Below are 15,384 nucleotides of genomic sequence, written 5' to 3'. Positions count from 1 at the left end.
TGGAAGGGACAATCTCTATTATCTCACTATTATTTTAAATCTAAAGGAAGTTTTTCTTCCTGATCTTCCGCGGGAACAGTCGTTGGTGTATTTAAGCTATGGAATTCGCGAATTTGACTCTCGATTAATTTCGTGATTTCTTCATTTTCCTTTAAAAATTGTTTTGCATTTTCTCTACCTTGTCCTAAGCGTTCTTCATTATAGGAATACCAAGCGCCACTTTTCTGTACTATGTCTAAGTCCGCACCAATATCAAGAATAGAACCTTCACGAGAAATTCCTTCCCCATACATAATATCCACCTCTGCTGTTTTAAACGGAGGAGCAACTTTGTTTTTCACAACTTTAATTTTGGTCTTGTTACCAACCATATCGTTACCTTGTTTTAACGTTTCAGCACGCCTTACTTCCAATCTAACGGACGAATAAAACTTAAGGGCACGTCCCCCTGGAGTTGTTTCAGGATTACCAAACATCACTCCAACCTTTTCACGAATTTGATTGATGAATACTGCTATTGTTTTAGATTTACTTATGGCACCTGAAAGCTTACGAAGTGCTTGGGACATTAAACGAGCTTGTAACCCTACATGGCTGTCTCCCATTTCTCCTTCTATTTCTGCTTTCGGTACTAATGCAGCGACTGAATCCACAACGATCATATCTACTGCACCACTTCGTACAAGGGCTTCTGCTATTTCTAAAGCTTGTTCCCCTGTATCTGGCTGTGATAATAATAGCTCATCAATGTTTACACCTAGGTTTTGTGCATAAACAGGATCTAGGGCATGTTCTGCGTCAATGAATGCTGCTTGTCCACCGTTACGTTGTACCTCTGCAATTGCGTGTAAAGCAACCGTAGTTTTACCAGAAGATTCTGGACCATAAATCTCTATGATTCTTCCTTTTGGATATCCTCCTACTCCTAAAGCAATATCTAATGCTAAAGCTCCACTAGATACAGTAGAAACTCGTTGCTCTGCCTGCTCCCCTAATTTCATAATGGAACCTTTTCCGAATTGCTTCTCTATTTGACGTAAGGCCATGTCAAGTGCTTGTTTACGATCTGACATTCTTGTTCTCTCCCTTTTTAATGTATTTGAATGATTACTAATCCAATAATATGAATAATTTATTTCTCTTTTCTATCTTACCCCTTTTTATTTCGTTTGCCAATAGTTTTTGCAAACATTCGTTCGGTTTCTTAAGGTTTCAAAAAGCTTAAGAAAAAACGCATGTTACCATGCGTTTTTCGCAAGTATATAGGAATGTCTGTACTATTTATCGATGATTCCTTTTCGGTCTTGGTTTTGCAGGTTCTAAATTGATTCTTGCACCATTTAGTCGTGAATATTTTAAACCTTCATAGACGAACGGTGCCACTTCTTGTGGTACCTCCATAAAAGTAAAATTATCAAATATATCGATTTTCCCTATTGCCTTTTCTGGAATACCAACAAGCATTGAAACTTCTTCCACAATTTTCTTTGGTGTTAAATCTACGTTTCTTCCAACATTAATGAAAAATCTTGTCATCCCTTGTTGAGCACCTGTATCTCCAAAATCATACCCATCATCATCTAAATCTTCGTGGCTATAAAAGGCAAGCTTCAGTAAAGATTTCGTTACCTTTTCTGCTGGATAAAGTCCTAATAATTCTGATACAAGTCCTTCATATAGATCTACTTCATCCTCATCACTTTCAATTAGATCAATAATTTGAGCTTTCCAAACGTGCTGTTGTTTTTCAACAACTTCCTCCACTGATGGTAACCGCTGTGATGGTATACTCATTTTAATTTCAGACTCAATGGAACGCAAATGCTTCATTTCTCTAGGTGTTACAAGAGTAACGGCAACACCATCTCTACCTGCTCGACCAGTTCTACCAATACGATGAACATAACTTTCAGGATCTTGTGGAATATCATAATTGATTACATGGGAAACATTTTCTACATCAATACCTCGAGCAGCCACATCTGTAGCTATTAGAAATTCAATAGACGAATCACGAAACTTTTTCATAACTAAATCACGTTGTGATTGCGTAAGATCACCATGTAGTCCATCTACTGCATAACCTCGTGCTTGAAGCGCTTCTGTTAATTCTGCAACCCCTTTTTTAGTTCGGCAAAATATAATGCCTAAATCAATGCTTTCACTATCAATAACACGACAAAGTGAATCTAGCTTATTTTTTTCCAAAACTTTAAAATATACTTGGTTAATGGAAGGGGCCGTGACTTCCCCTTTACTTATCGTCACTTGCTTTGGACGCTTCATATATTTATTTGATAATTTTCGAATTGGAGGAGGCATTGTGGCTGAGAATAGCATTGTTTGACGTTCCACATTTACTTGTTTTAATATTTTTTCAATATCTTCAATAAAACCCATGTCTAACATTTCATCCGCTTCATCCAGAATTAGTGTATGAACATTTTTTAACTGCAAGGTATTTCTACTGAGATGATCTAACACTCTACCAGGTGTACCTACAACTACCTGTACCCCACGTTTTAATGCACGTATTTGATGGCCAATAGATTGTCCACCATAAATAGGAAGAATCTGTATATTTTTGTACTTCGAAAGCTTTTGTAACTCACCAGCAACTTGAATGGCAAGTTCTCTAGTTGGTGTTAAAATAAGAGATTGGACGTGCCTTTCTTCCGTTACGTGCTCAATTAAAGGAATACCAAAGGCTGCTGTTTTTCCTGTTCCTGTTTGAGCTTGTCCAATAATGTCTTGTTTTTTTAATATTTCAGGAATAACTTTCTCTTGAATTGGTGATGGTGCTTCAAAGCCCATATCTTTTATTGCACGTTTAATATCTTCTGATATTTGAAAATCTTCAAACTTCATCATTTTATTCATCCACCTTTTCCATTTCCTTTCGAATCCATTGTAACAGATAATACGTTCCATATTTAACTGTTCTGTCTCGTATAGCTTCTCTACTACCTGCTAACTTTACTTCATAGCTTCTAGAATCATTACGAGTTGCTATACCGATAAACACTGTCCCGGGAGGTTTTCCCTCTAATGGATCTGGTCCAGCTACACCAGTAAAGCTAATTCCATAATCAGTATCTACAATTTTTCTAGCTGCCATTGCCATTTCCACTGCACAAGGACCACTTACGGCCCCCTTCATTTGCAAGATGGATGGAGAAATATTTAATTGAAGCTCCTTCATTTTATTTCCATAGGTAACAAATCCTCCAGGAAATACTTTACTTGCTCCTGGCTGTTTTGTAATTACAGATGCAAAAAAACCTCCAGTAATGCTTTCAGCAGTCGTAATAGTACTTCCCTTTTGTTTCAAAAGAGCAACTAATCTTTCTTCTAACGTCTCTTCCCCAGTGCCAACAAAGTAATCATTTAATTTAAAAAGAATTTTTCTTTGTAAAGTATCAAGAAGTTGTTTATTTTCCTCATGGTCATTACCACTGACTGTAAGTCGTAACGTCACTTCTCCATCTGATGCTAATGGAGCAATCGTTGGGTTCGTTTGTGAAACTAGTAAATCATCAATTTTTTCAACTAACTGAGACTCTCCAATATCAAAAAAGCGAAGAACTCGTGATTCAATCATTGTATTTTCATTAATAAGATTGTGTAAATATGGCACCACATACTTCTCAAACATTGGCTGTAATTCTTTCGGTGGTCCCGGAAGCATGATTATTAATGATTCGGTATCATCGGGAACGCTAAGGCCACAAGCAAGGCCATGATCATTAGGGAAAACATGAGCTCCTTCTACTATAAGAGCTTGCTTACGGTTATTTTCCGTCATCTGTCGATCTCTTTGGTTAAAATATTGCAGAATTCTTTCCTCAGTATTTGTGTCATACACAAGTTTTTTCTTTAATAGCTTCCCGACAGTTTCCTTTGTTAGGTCATCCTTCGTTGGACCAAGGCCACCTGTTAAAATTACTAAATCTGAACGGTCCTTTGCTATTTCTAACACTTCCTCAAGTCGTGATTCATTATCTCCAACGACGGAATGGTGATAAACATTAATACCTAAGTATGATAATTGCTCTGAAAGATATTTTGCATTTGAGTTTACAATTTGGCCTAATAATAATTCAGACCCTACAGCGATAATCTCTCCGTTCAACTAGACCATCCTTCCAAAAATAGAAACTTCATTTTACTAATACATGCTTATTTTTCACAAAATAATCTATCCCTGAGAATAACGTTAATATGACAGCAACGTAAATCATAAACGTATCAAACGGGATTGACAATAATTCAAAAATCATATTATGTAACATTAGTGCAGATGCTGCTACGATTTGGCTTACAGTCTTCCACTTCCCCCATACACTTGCAGCAATTACATTTCCCTCTCCAGAAGCAACTAATCGGAGGCCTGTTACAGCAAATTCACGACTAAGTATAATTATGGCTGCCCAAGCAGGAAACATTTCTAATTCAACTAAAGATACAAAGGCAGCTGTAATCAACAGCTTGTCGGCTAAAGGATCTAAAAATTTCCCCATATTTGTGACGAGGTTATATTTACGTGCATAAAATCCATCCAACCAATCAGTAGCAGCTGCTACAATAAAAATAATAGCTGCAATAAGGTGATGAACTGGTATGTCTGCACCAAATATATGCAATGTTCCCCATGAAAATGGACCAAGTAAAAAGACCATAAAGATTGGTATTAAAATTATTCTAGAAATTGTAATTTGATTAGGTACGTTCACCTTAATCCCCCTTAAGCTATCGAATCAATAATAAAAGTAGGTTACAAAGAATTTGGTAAAAATAATAATGATACAAACATCATTTCTAAATATAACATTATAAAGTCCTTTAGCTTTATCAATTTTACCAAAATCACGAAAATAATGCGAATAGAACATAATAAAAGATATCGTAAAACTATTACCTGTAAATGGAAGAAGGAACCGCTATGCGGCTCCCTATGTTTTAATCTTCGTCTAAATACTCAATATCAATGGTAATATATTGACGATTTTCATCCAACGGTGAAACATCTGGATATTCAAACAACTCATCATTAATATAAATATCTACAGTAGATGTACTACCTAAATTAAAAATAACTTGTTCTTCACCAGTCAGGTCAAAATCAATTTCATCCCCATCGGTATATTCACCTGTCACAACTGTTTCATTTTCATCATTTAAAACAGCAACCCAACTTCTTCCGGTAAATTCCATTAAAATTTCTAAGGCATCTACATTAGAAAGTGTGAAATAGGAATAATAACCTTCTGTTCGATCAAGCTCAAACGTTTGCTCTAGTTCAGGTTCCGGTTCTGGCTCAGGTTCTGGTTCTTCTTCCTCATTATTATTTTCATTATCCTCATTTTCTTCATTGTTCTCATTGTCATCTAACACATCTGGTGGAATATCAAACTCCCCATCACTTTGTTGGTCTTCACGAGAGATGCCTGAAGAATTACTCTCTGGATTTTGTGTAAAGTACCATATCCCAAAAGCAATAGCTAAAACAAAAATAATAGCTATCAATGTTGGGATAATGGAGGCAACCTTTGATTTTTTCTTTACTACTTTTGGATTTGATCGTTTTACTCGTGGAGGAAGATCCACTTGTTCCTTTTTCGCTTGTGGTAATTCATCACGATGTTCTTCAAATAATACTTCAGAAGGAATTCCAACTGCATCAGCATAACTCTTTACAAATGCTCTCGCATAGAAGTCTCCAGGTAAACGACTAAATTCTCCTTCTTCTATCGCTTGTAAATATCTTTTTTGAATTTTCGTTATCGTTTGAAGCTCTTCTAATGAATACCCTTTATCTTCTCTAGCAGCTTTTAATCGGGATCCTAATTCTGACAATCTCAACACCTACCAACCTTAGCTAATATCAAAGGATGAGAAGCCCGATTCAACGGCTTCGTATGTAATTTTCTCACCCTCTTCACTTCTTAGTTCAATAATATAATCAAAATCATCTAGTGTGTATTCTGTTTCACGAACAAATATATCTGGATGCTCAATAACTTTTGTAGCAGATAACCGCATAATTTCATTTACTAACATTTGATGCCGTTCTGAGGCTCTCATTGTGGAAACTATCCCATCAATAATGTAAATGTGATTTTCTGAAAGCTCATCGTCAGCTAACTGACTTCTTATCGTCTGTCTTAATAAAGTAGAGGAAAGAAAAGACCAACGTTTACTAGCACAAACACTTGCTGCAACGACAGATTCTGTTTTTCCAACTCTCGGCATTCCCCTAATTCCAATTAAGCGATGTCCTTCTTTTTTAAACAATTCGGCCATAAAGTCTACTAGCAAGCCTAACTCATCACGAACAAAGCGAAACAACTTCTTCTCGTCCTCATCTCGATCAATATACTTACCATGCCTAACTGCAAGCAAATCCCTTAATTTAGGTTCGCGTATTTTCCTTAATTGTATAAAATCCATTGTTTCTAGAATATATTTTAAACGCATAATCGCTTCGTCACTTTGACTTTTTATCAGCATACCTCTTCGCTGATGTTCTACTCCATTTATTGTTATAATGTTAATTCGTAACATACCTAACAAGGAAGCAATTTCACCAAGTAAACCTGGACGATTTTTGTTTATTTGATATTCTAAATACCATTCTTTCTCCTCCATCGTTCAACTCCTTCCTAGGAGAGTACCCCCAACAAGTTAAACTATCTTTACATAACTTATCATAATTGATTTTTTTCCTCATTAAAAGAAGTTTCTTTCCATCTTTCGCATAGAAAGGAATATTTTTTATTTTTCTTGTAAGTTATTTTACCATTATAACTAAATTTACCAAAATCTATGTTTTATCATTTGCAAATATCGATAGTATTATGTAACGACTTTCATCGTGAGATTTTTATGTAAACTAACAAAGATTTTCTTTACCTTGTAGACCTCTCATGCAAGTATGAATTTGCACCATGGAGATGAAAATGTTCTTTCTAAAGTATACTACCTTCCCGCAATTCCAATCTCATACCGTTTGCGGGAAGAATAATCGGCTTCATTCATCCCCCATTTGCTTTTTTCATTGCTTTCCGGGCTTCTAGAACGCTTCTTATTTTCAGGGTAGACTTCCCATGCAGGTGAAGTGAAACTTGCACCATAGAGGATGAATATAATTTAATCCAATTGGAATGAGTGGAATCCCACGAGACTCCTCGAAAATGCTATCACATTTTCTTCGTGCGTGGGATTACTCTTAGAAGCAATTCAAAGTCCTGCGGGAAAAGCAACAGGTGAAGATCCCGCACTTCGGCACAGTGTGCGAAGTGTGAAGCTGAGGCGTTGCCCGCGGTAAAGAAGATACTGTGACTGCGAACGGAGTGAAGCAGAGCAGATGTCGCACTTATACCCTTGTGGTGAATGCGAAGTGGTGTGGAACGAATGATTAACATAACCTTTATTTGTTAATACTGCTAAGTTCGATAACACTTATTTTCAGGGTAGAAAACTTATTATTATAACGTAAAAAAGTGTCGCAATTACGCGACACTTTTTTATCTTATCGTTGAACTAATTTGACCATCATATTTGCAATAGCATGCTGTTCTTCTTCAGAAGCAACATGCCAAAGGTCTGCAAGAATCTTTTCTTGTTCATTTTTTGGCTCCACTTGCTCTGATAAATATTCCCCAACCTGGTATGCTACATCAGTAATAACTTGATTATTCATGCCTTCATTTTTTGCTTGATCTAATCTTTCGCCTAAAAAGTCTTTCCATTGTTGCCAGTTATCTAATACAGACATTGTTAAACTCCTCCTTGTGTTAAAATTCCTTCATAGTTTTTCACAAGGTAGGAAATTTATTCATAGCAATTTTGTGACAAAATTAACAATACCAAGCTCCATTTACAGAAATGATTTGACCATTGATGTATTCACTTTCCTTAGAGGCCAAAAAAGAGACAGTGGCCGCTACATCCTCTGGTGTTCCTAATCGTCCTGCAGGTATTTCTTCTTCTAATTCCATTAATTCTTCCTTAGACAAATGACTTAGCATGGATGTTTTTACAGCCCCTGGAGCTATACCATTTACTTGGATTTGACTAGGTGCAACCTCTTTTGCTAGAGCCTTTACGAACGTATTCATTGCTCCTTTAATGGTTGAATAGAGTACTTCACATGATGCACCGGTTATACCCCATATAGACGAAATAACGATAATCTTCCCCTGTTTCTTTCGAATCATGGCTGGTAAAAATGTTTGTGTAAGTAAAAAAGGAGTGGTAACACCGATAGTCAACTCCCTACATACCTCCTCATTTGTTACATCTGTAATCAAGCCTACGGATGATGTTCCGCTATTATGGATAACAATATCTGGTGATAAATTAATATTATTCACCTTGTTAATAATATCCTTTGAATTAGAGAAATCTCCTTGTATGAGAAAGCATGCAGTATCATACTTCGCTACTAGTTTTTGTTTTAGTTCATAAGCAAACTCTTCATTTTTATTGTAGTGGAGAATTAGTTTGTACCCATCAGATGCTAATTTTTCTGCAATAGCACGGCCTATCTCACCAGTCGCACCAGAGATAAAAGCTACCGGTTTCTCATCCATTTTACTCTCCTTTAGGTGTAATAATGCATTGACTCATTTGTGTATCCACAACAAAATGCTCACGTAAAGCAACTTCCAAATCATTATTGTTGATCGATTCTAAAACAGGAATAACGTCAAAAAGATCCATATCGTTAAAGCGATACCTTGTAAATTGATTCGCTATATATTCTGGTGAATTTAAAGCACGTAAAAAGTAACCTATTTTTTTCTTTCTTACCCCTTCGATTAATTTTTCCGTTAATGAATCTTCTGTGAAGGCTTTTACCATTTCTTTTAATCGTTCCCCAAGTCTTTCTGGTTTGTCACTATCTCCACCAATAACAGAGAAGCCAAAGCCCGATTCCCCTGAGTAATCAAAAGAGAATGAATCATCAATTAAGCCTTCATCATATAATATTTGATAATTTTTACTACTTTGACCAAACATTATTTCTAAAAGTAATTGAATGGATAATTCGTGTTTTAAAAGATCTTTCCCTTGTTTATCAGGTTCTCGATCTTTAAACCCAACTAAACATTTCCCTGTATTAACATTCATTGGAATCTTTTCTTCCTTTTTAAAAACTTCCTTTGGTTCTTCTTCAAAAAAACGTTCGATCTTTTCTGGTTCAGAAAATTCTTTTGCCCCTTGATTTTCTCGAATAAAGGTCATGGTTTGTTCCGGATTTATATTTCCTACTACGAAAAAAACCATGTTGCTTGGATGGTAAAAGGTTTCATAGCACGTATAAAGCATTTCTTTCGTAATTTCATGGATAGATTCAACCGTTCCTGCAATATCAATTTTTACTGGATGTTTTTCAAACAAGTTAGCAATTAAGCCAAAATAATTTCTCCAATCAGGATTATCTTCGTACATTTTAATCTCTTGTTCAATAATCCCCTTTTCCTTTTCCACAGATTCATCAGTGAAATAGGGTTTTTGTACAAAATTTAGTAGCGTTTCTAAATTTTCTTTCACGTTCATTGTGCTAGAAAACAAGTAAGCAGTTCTTGTAAAGCTTGTAAAAGCATTAGCAGAAGCACCTTGCTTACTAAAAAGCTGAAACACATCTCCATCTTCATCTTCAAAGAGCTTGTGCTCTAAAAAGTGAGCTATACCATCTGGCACTTTAAACTTTTCCTGTTTCCCTAAAGGAGTAAAGGTATTATCAATGGAGCCGTACTTTGTAGTAAAGGTTGCGAAAGTTTTATTAAAACCTGCCTTGGGTAATACGTAAACTTGTAAACCATTGGGAAGCTCTTCATAATAAAGTGTTTCTTGAAGCTGTTCAAATTTAACCTTATTCATTACTAGATTCCTCCTTTCCTTTTAAGAAGTAAACGGTATCTAATTGAATCTTATTAGCAACTCGAACAATATCTTCCTTCTTGATTTTATCAAGTTCCTCTATCCAATGGTCTAAAGGTCGATTTTTTGTTGAAAGCTGATTATGGTATTCCAGTTCGATCCGTCCTCTTGGAACATCCATTGTTTCTAACAGTTGATTTTTTAATACTGCTTTCGTTTGTTCTAAATCTTCTTCAGTAAATTTTCCTGCCTTCATATCATCCATTTGCTCAAATATAATTTTGGTTGCCTCGTTATATTTATTGCTTTCTATACCAGACATGACGATAAGCAACCCTTTATGACTTTCTACTCTTGAAGCTGCATAATAGGCAAGACTTGCCTTTTCCCTTACATTTATAAATAACTTAGAATGTGAGAACCCACCAAATACTCCATTAAACAGCTGTAAAGCAAAATAGTCATCATCACCGTAAGTTAATTGGGTTCGATATCCAATATGAAGTTTTCCTTGTTGAACGTCTTGTTCCTCCACAATTTCTCGGTGATCCTTTTTAAAATACTCTTGTATAGTTGTTGTTGAAGAAGATTCTCTTTTTGGGAAGCTAGATAAAAGATCAAAATGTTTTTCAATTAGCTTTTTCATTTCATTATCATTAACGTCTCCAATAATGTATAAGTCAAACTGATCCTTTGCTAGTACCTCTTTATAATACTCATACAACGTTGTTTCATTAATGGATGGTAAATCTTCTTCATTACCTAACACAAACAGACCAAATGGTTCGTTTTCACACATTTCTTCAGTTAATCTTTTATTTGCATAACGCATTTTATCATCATATACGGACGCTAGCTTTTGCTTTAATGTCCTTTTTTCCCCTTCTACTATAGATGAATCAAAGGCCCTATCTGTTCCTTTTGGTGATAATAAAACAGAGGAAAATAACTCTAATGCTCGTTCTAATAAAGAACGGCGATCAGATAAAAATTTTTCATTAGCTACTTCCATTCTTAATGTCATAATGTGATGCTCACCTTTTTTAGTTACATCAACGTTTAATGTAGCACCATATAATTCATCTAAATATTGCCGTAATTCTTGCCTTGATGGATAATCCTTCGTACCATTTTGTAATACGTATGGAAGGAGAGCTCGTTTTGTCACCGTTTCCTGTGTCAATGGAGAACGCATATGAAGCAATATCGTATTCGTTTTATACGTTGTGGAAGGTAATACATGTACATTTAATGGACCAACCGAAAACGTTTTTAGTGCGTTTTCTTTCAATTGAAATCCCTCCTTATATTCCTATCATTATCTTACCTATTGTAGTCAAAGTTTATGTTTATAATCCATAGTATTATTTTAGCTTTTTTATTGCTGTCAATGCAAAAATAATGGAAAAATAATTATTCATACTGCATAGGATAAGAGAAATTTTGCTTTACTCTATAATCACAGATGTTAATGGTGTCCTCCATCTACTTACTTTAAATGGAAGAAAAGATGTAACAAAAATGCTCTGTAAGGGAGATTTTGTGATTGTAACGGGCAAGAACCTCTGTGTATTTTCAGGGTACACCACCATATAAGCGAGAACTTGTACCATGGGGGATGAAAATACTCTTTCTAAGGTGTTCATTCGTTGCAGGCAGTCGCTTTCACCACAGGCATAAGTGCGACATCTGTTCATGCTTCATAGTGTCTTCTTTACCGCGCGCACGTCCTCAACTTCCTAAAACTTACACAGTAAGCTTTTAGGGGATGTTCGTCTCTTGCTGATCCCACAGGAGTCGCTGCCCTCCACTCCTGAACTATTACTTATTTTCAGGCTAATAAAAAATGTCCTGTTTACAAACAAGCTGTAACAGGACATTTTTTTATTATGATGAAACTTCTTGGTCTTCACCTTTTGTAATTAATACTTCTCTTGGCTTACTACCTTCATACGGACCAACGATGTTCCTTGCTTCCATCTCATCAATTAACCTTGCTGCTCTCGTATACCCAATTCGAAAACGGCGTTGTAGCATAGAGACAGATGCAGTTTGCATTTCAAGCACTAATTGTACTGCGTCCTCAAATAAATCATCATCCACTTCGTTAGCTGAAACGGTTTCCCCTTCTTTGGGCATCATTTCCTCTGCATATTGTGCTTTTTGTTGTTCAATACAGTGATCTACTACTCTTTCCACTTCTTCATCCGATAAGAAGGCTCCTTGAATTCGTGTTGCTTTATTGGCTCCTACTGGGAGAAATAGCATATCTCCTTTACCTAGTAATTTTTCAGCACCATTACCATCTAAAATCGTACGAGAGTCTGTGGAGCTTGATACTCCAAAGGCAATACGAGAAGGAATATTTGCTTTAATTACTCCAGTAATAACATCAACTGAAGGGCGCTGAGTAGCGATGATTAAATGGATACCCGCAGCACGTGCCATTTGAGCTAGTCGAGTAATAGAATCTTCTACATCTGATGAAGCAACCATCATTAAATCTGCAAGCTCGTCCACTATAACAACAATATACGGTAAAGGCTGGTGTGTTTCTTCTTCATTCTTCGCATTTTCTCGTTTTATATAGCCATTGTATCCTTCTATGTTTCTTGTTCCTGAATAAGCAAAAAGCTCATATCTCCGTTCCATTTCGTTCACAACTTTTTTCAATGCTTGTGAAGCTTTCTTCGGTTCTGTCACAACTGGTGAAAGGAGGTGTGGTATTCCATTATATATGTTTAGCTCTACCATTTTAGGATCAATCATCATAAGCTTAACTTCATGCGGTTTACTACGCATTAAAAGACTAACAATGATTCCATTTATACAAACACTTTTCCCACTACCAGTAGCACCAGCAACTAATAAATGGGGCATTTTATTTAACTCAGCAATAACTGCCTCCCCTGAAATATCTCTACCTAACGCAATGGCTAATTTATTACTGTTGTCCTTCATTACTTGTGCCTCTAACACTTCTTTTAACGTCACTAATGCAACTTCCTGGTTAGGAACTTCAATCCCTATTGCTGACTTCCCAGGGATAGGAGCTTCCATCCGAATATCCTTTGCTGCAAGTGCCAATGCCAAATCGTCCGTTAAGTTAACAATTTTACTAACTTTCACACCAACGCTAGGGTACACCTCATATTTCGTAACAGCGGGACCTAAATGAACCTTTGTTACTTTTGCATTAACTCCAAAGCTTTCTAACGTACGTTCAAGCTTACGAGCATTTTTAGACAGCATTGAATGCTCTCTCGTTTGATTAGCCTTCGTTGGGCTTGCTAAAACATCCATTGAAGGAACCTCGTACGATTCATTTTCCATGGCACTAACAACGAGTGATGTAGTAGGAACAGGAGCCTCTTCCTTTTCCTCCACTTCTTCTTTATCAGTACGATTCTCACCATCATTCACCATTTTAAGAGCAGCTGATTCTACATCAATGACTTCAGCATCTTGTACATGTTGCTCCTTATATGCTTTCGTTGAAAAATCATATATAATTGGTTCTTCCCCATGATCTATAACGGTATGATCTATTGATTCAACGGTATTTTGTTCTTCTACGGCTTTTTTTTGCCTGTTTTGTTTCTTACGTTCTTTCCAATTTTTAAATGATTCCATCACTTCATTACACTGTCGAATAAACCAATCTTTTAACCTTTGTAAAAGGGATGTAGAGCCTCCTCCACTTTTTTTCAAAAAATCAACTATGGATTTACCTGTTATTAGCATACTAGAAACTAATATAAGTCCTATAGCAAAGACAATAGTTCCTTCCGGAGAAAAGAGTAAATGAGAAAAGGCAAAACCAATTGCTCCTATCATTCCTCCTCCTAAACTATCAATGATAGCTTGATCTTGAATTTGTAGCCAAAACAAATGCCACGTATTTCTAATGACAGAACGATCGATAAACTCTGTATGACTTGATAATTCTCCAAAAAGACTTACATGAAAAATGAGTGAGAAGGCAAAAATTATAAGATAGAATCCTGAAAGTCTCCTCGTCCAAAAGACAGGTAGCTGCCTTTTAATCATTAAGTAAATGGAAAAAACAAAAAGACTAATAGTTAAAATAATAAATAAATCTCCTAATATAAAACGAAATAGCTGAACAAGGCCTTCTCCTACTATCCCTAATCTTGCAAATGTTATAAAAGAAAGGATAATTAATAATAGGCCTACTAATTCATATGTAAGTTGTTTTTTCCATTTTTCTTGTTTTCTTCTACGCTTACTAGCCATTTAAATCCACCTCTATTTTAATACAAAAATGGAAGAAGCAGCCGAAAACCCGGCTGCTATTGATGCATTAACGAACGCTTGTTTTCATTATTATATCACAAAAGCTAAGTAAATGACTATATAACGATAAAAAATTTAATCATGATTTACTCGAGAGTATATCGTTGACCAGGAGTATACTGTTGATTTAAGTACATATTAGGATCCGTAGAATACAGACGAACGATTCGATAACCATCATTATTTTCTCCTTCATCCTTTTCTAATAATAAATGCCCACCAGGAATATCAATCATTTTTTGTTTTAAAAACTCTCTGTCATCAACTGGAAAGATGGATTGTTCGGCAGTATACGTATATAAAATCATTGAATCACATCCTTTCCATCAGTCGTTGGTTTGCCCTCTTCAATCAATTCATTGAGCTTTTTGATCGCTTGTCCTATTCCACCAACTTCGTTTATTAATCCAGAGGAAACAGCATCTTTTCCGATCACATTTGTCCCTATATCTCTTGTTAAGTTTCCTTTTGAAAGCATGAGTTCTTTAAAGTTTTCTTCCGTAATAGATGAATGACGTGTTACAAAGCTAATGACACGATCCTGCATTTTGTCTAAATACTCAAACGTTTGTGGAACGCCAATAACAAGACCTGTTAGCCTGACAGGATGAATGGTCATCGTTGCAGTTTCTGCTATAAAGGAATAATTTGAGGCAACAGCAATAGGTACTCCAATGGAATGACCGCCACCTAATACAAGTGTAACCGTCGGTTTAGACATGGAAGAAATCATTTCAGACAAAGCTAATCCTGCTTCTACATCCCCACCTACCGTATTTAATATAATTAGTAAGCCCTCAATTTTTGGATTTTGCTCTGCTGCAACTAACTGAGGAATAATATGTTCATATTTAGTTGTTTTATTTTGTGGTGGAAGCTGCATATGACCTTCGATTTGTCCGATAATGGTTAAAACATGAATGTTTGACTGATCCATTTGTGGTACATTCGTCTGTCCAAGCTGCTGTATTTTATCCAAAATACCGTCCTTTTGTTCTTTGCCTTGATCTTGATTTGGATTAGATGGTGATGGTTGTGGATTTGAAGAATCACTCATTACTTACCCACTCCTTTCAACCATAGTATGTTATTTATCGGAACGATTCATTCAATAAACCGTTGATAATCATAGATTCTCTCCTTCTCATCTTTAATAATGTTTCTCCAATAAAAGCAAAA

Annotated in this window: 13 protein-coding genes; all 13 read right to left on the bottom strand. The window is 35.9% G+C overall.

Annotation, left to right across the window (positions count from 1 at the left end; translation table 11 throughout):
* Nucleotides 1-29 precede the first annotated feature (29 nt).
* The 13 genes from recA to QA612_RS16235 all read right to left on the bottom strand — a co-directional run bounded on the left by recA (nucleotide 30) and on the right by QA612_RS16235 (nucleotide 15,262).
* Nucleotides 30-1,073 carry a recombinase RecA gene (gene recA / locus QA612_RS16295; RefSeq protein ID WP_278284875.1) on the bottom strand — a complete coding sequence of 348 codons (1,044 nt, stop codon included), beginning with the start codon at nucleotides 1,071-1,073 and terminating at the stop codon, nucleotides 30-32.
* Between the two features lie 208 nt (nucleotides 1,074-1,281).
* The gene (locus tag QA612_RS16290; RefSeq protein ID WP_278284874.1) at nucleotides 1,282-2,871 is read right to left on the bottom strand and encodes a DEAD/DEAH box helicase; all 1,590 of its coding nucleotides are present in this window, start codon (nucleotides 2,869-2,871) and stop codon (nucleotides 1,282-1,284) included.
* 1 nt (nucleotide 2,872) lies between these two features.
* On the bottom strand, nucleotides 2,873-4,132 hold the full coding sequence (locus tag QA612_RS16285) for a competence/damage-inducible protein A (RefSeq protein WP_278284873.1): 1,260 nt from the start codon (nucleotides 4,130-4,132) through the stop codon (nucleotides 2,873-2,875).
* Between the two features lie 28 nt (nucleotides 4,133-4,160).
* The gene (gene pgsA, locus QA612_RS16280) at nucleotides 4,161-4,733 is read right to left on the bottom strand and encodes a CDP-diacylglycerol--glycerol-3-phosphate 3-phosphatidyltransferase (protein WP_278284872.1); all 573 of its coding nucleotides are present in this window, start codon (nucleotides 4,731-4,733) and stop codon (nucleotides 4,161-4,163) included.
* Nucleotides 4,734-4,959: 226 nt separating this feature from the next.
* The gene (locus tag QA612_RS16275) at nucleotides 4,960-5,865 is read right to left on the bottom strand and encodes a RodZ domain-containing protein (protein ID WP_481804451.1); all 906 of its coding nucleotides are present in this window, start codon (nucleotides 5,863-5,865) and stop codon (nucleotides 4,960-4,962) included.
* Between the two features lie 9 nt (nucleotides 5,866-5,874).
* Nucleotides 5,875-6,648 (bottom strand): DUF3388 domain-containing protein, encoded by a 774-nt coding sequence (locus QA612_RS16270; RefSeq protein ID WP_278284870.1) that lies wholly within the window; start codon nucleotides 6,646-6,648, stop codon nucleotides 5,875-5,877.
* An 883-nt stretch (nucleotides 6,649-7,531) separates the two neighbouring features.
* Nucleotides 7,532-7,777: a DUF3243 domain-containing protein gene (locus tag QA612_RS16265; RefSeq protein ID WP_278284869.1), complete on the bottom strand. Its 246-nt coding sequence runs from the start codon at nucleotides 7,775-7,777 to the stop codon at nucleotides 7,532-7,534.
* A gap of 82 nt (nucleotides 7,778-7,859) precedes the next feature.
* Nucleotides 7,860-8,594 (bottom strand): elongation factor P 5-aminopentanone reductase, encoded by a 735-nt coding sequence (gene ymfI, locus QA612_RS16260; protein ID WP_278284868.1) that lies wholly within the window; start codon nucleotides 8,592-8,594, stop codon nucleotides 7,860-7,862.
* Between the two features lies 1 nt (nucleotide 8,595).
* Entirely contained in the window at nucleotides 8,596-9,888 is a 1,293-nt protein-coding gene (gene yfmH / locus QA612_RS16255) for an EF-P 5-aminopentanol modification-associated protein YfmH (protein ID WP_278284867.1), read from the bottom strand.
* On the bottom strand, nucleotides 9,881-11,179 hold the full coding sequence (yfmF, locus tag QA612_RS16250) for an EF-P 5-aminopentanol modification-associated protein YfmF (RefSeq protein ID WP_278284866.1): 1,299 nt from the start codon (nucleotides 11,177-11,179) through the stop codon (nucleotides 9,881-9,883). The genes yfmH and yfmF overlap by 8 nt, the downstream gene beginning before the upstream one ends.
* 596 nt (nucleotides 11,180-11,775) lie before the next feature.
* Complete coding sequence (locus tag QA612_RS16245) at nucleotides 11,776-14,145, bottom strand: FtsK/SpoIIIE family DNA translocase (RefSeq protein WP_278284865.1); 2,370 nt, start codon at nucleotides 14,143-14,145, stop codon at nucleotides 11,776-11,778.
* 146 nt (nucleotides 14,146-14,291) lie between these two features.
* Nucleotides 14,292-14,513, bottom strand: coding sequence for a YlzJ-like family protein (locus QA612_RS16240; RefSeq protein ID WP_278284864.1), 222 nt, complete (start codon nucleotides 14,511-14,513; stop codon nucleotides 14,292-14,294).
* Entirely contained in the window at nucleotides 14,510-15,262 is a 753-nt protein-coding gene (locus QA612_RS16235) for a ClpP family protease (protein WP_278284863.1), read from the bottom strand. Before QA612_RS16235 ends, QA612_RS16240 begins: the two co-directional genes overlap by 4 nt.
* Between the last annotated feature and the right edge of the window lie 122 nt (nucleotides 15,263-15,384).

This window comes from Evansella sp. AB-P1, assembly GCF_029688925.1.
In the GTDB taxonomy this organism is placed as follows: Bacteria; Bacillota; Bacilli; order Bacillales; family Salisediminibacteriaceae; genus Evansella.
Note: the sequence above shows the minus strand (reverse complement) of the source record. Positions and strands in the feature narration are given on the sequence as shown.

Coding starts and splice junctions, on each gene's coding strand:
- yfmH (WP_278284867.1), bottom strand. CDS start 9,888: ATGAATAAGGTTAAATTTGAACAGCTTCAAGAAACACTTTATTATGAA.
- QA612_RS16270 (WP_278284870.1), bottom strand. CDS start 6,648: ATGGAGGAGAAAGAATGGTATTTAGAATATCAAATAAACAAAAATCGT.
- ymfI (WP_278284868.1), bottom strand. CDS start 8,594: ATGGATGAGAAACCGGTAGCTTTTATCTCTGGTGCGACTGGTGAGATA.
- QA612_RS16290 (WP_278284874.1), bottom strand. CDS start 2,871: ATGATGAAGTTTGAAGATTTTCAAATATCAGAAGATATTAAACGTGCA.
- QA612_RS16265 (WP_278284869.1), bottom strand. CDS start 7,777: ATGTCTGTATTAGATAACTGGCAACAATGGAAAGACTTTTTAGGCGAA.
- QA612_RS16240 (WP_278284864.1), bottom strand. CDS start 14,513: ATGATTTTATATACGTATACTGCCGAACAATCCATCTTTCCAGTTGAT.
- QA612_RS16235 (WP_278284863.1), bottom strand. CDS start 15,262: ATGAGTGATTCTTCAAATCCACAACCATCACCATCTAATCCAAATCAA.
- recA (WP_278284875.1), bottom strand. CDS start 1,073: ATGTCAGATCGTAAACAAGCACTTGACATGGCCTTACGTCAAATAGAG.
- QA612_RS16245 (WP_278284865.1), bottom strand. CDS start 14,145: ATGGCTAGTAAGCGTAGAAGAAAACAAGAAAAATGGAAAAAACAACTT.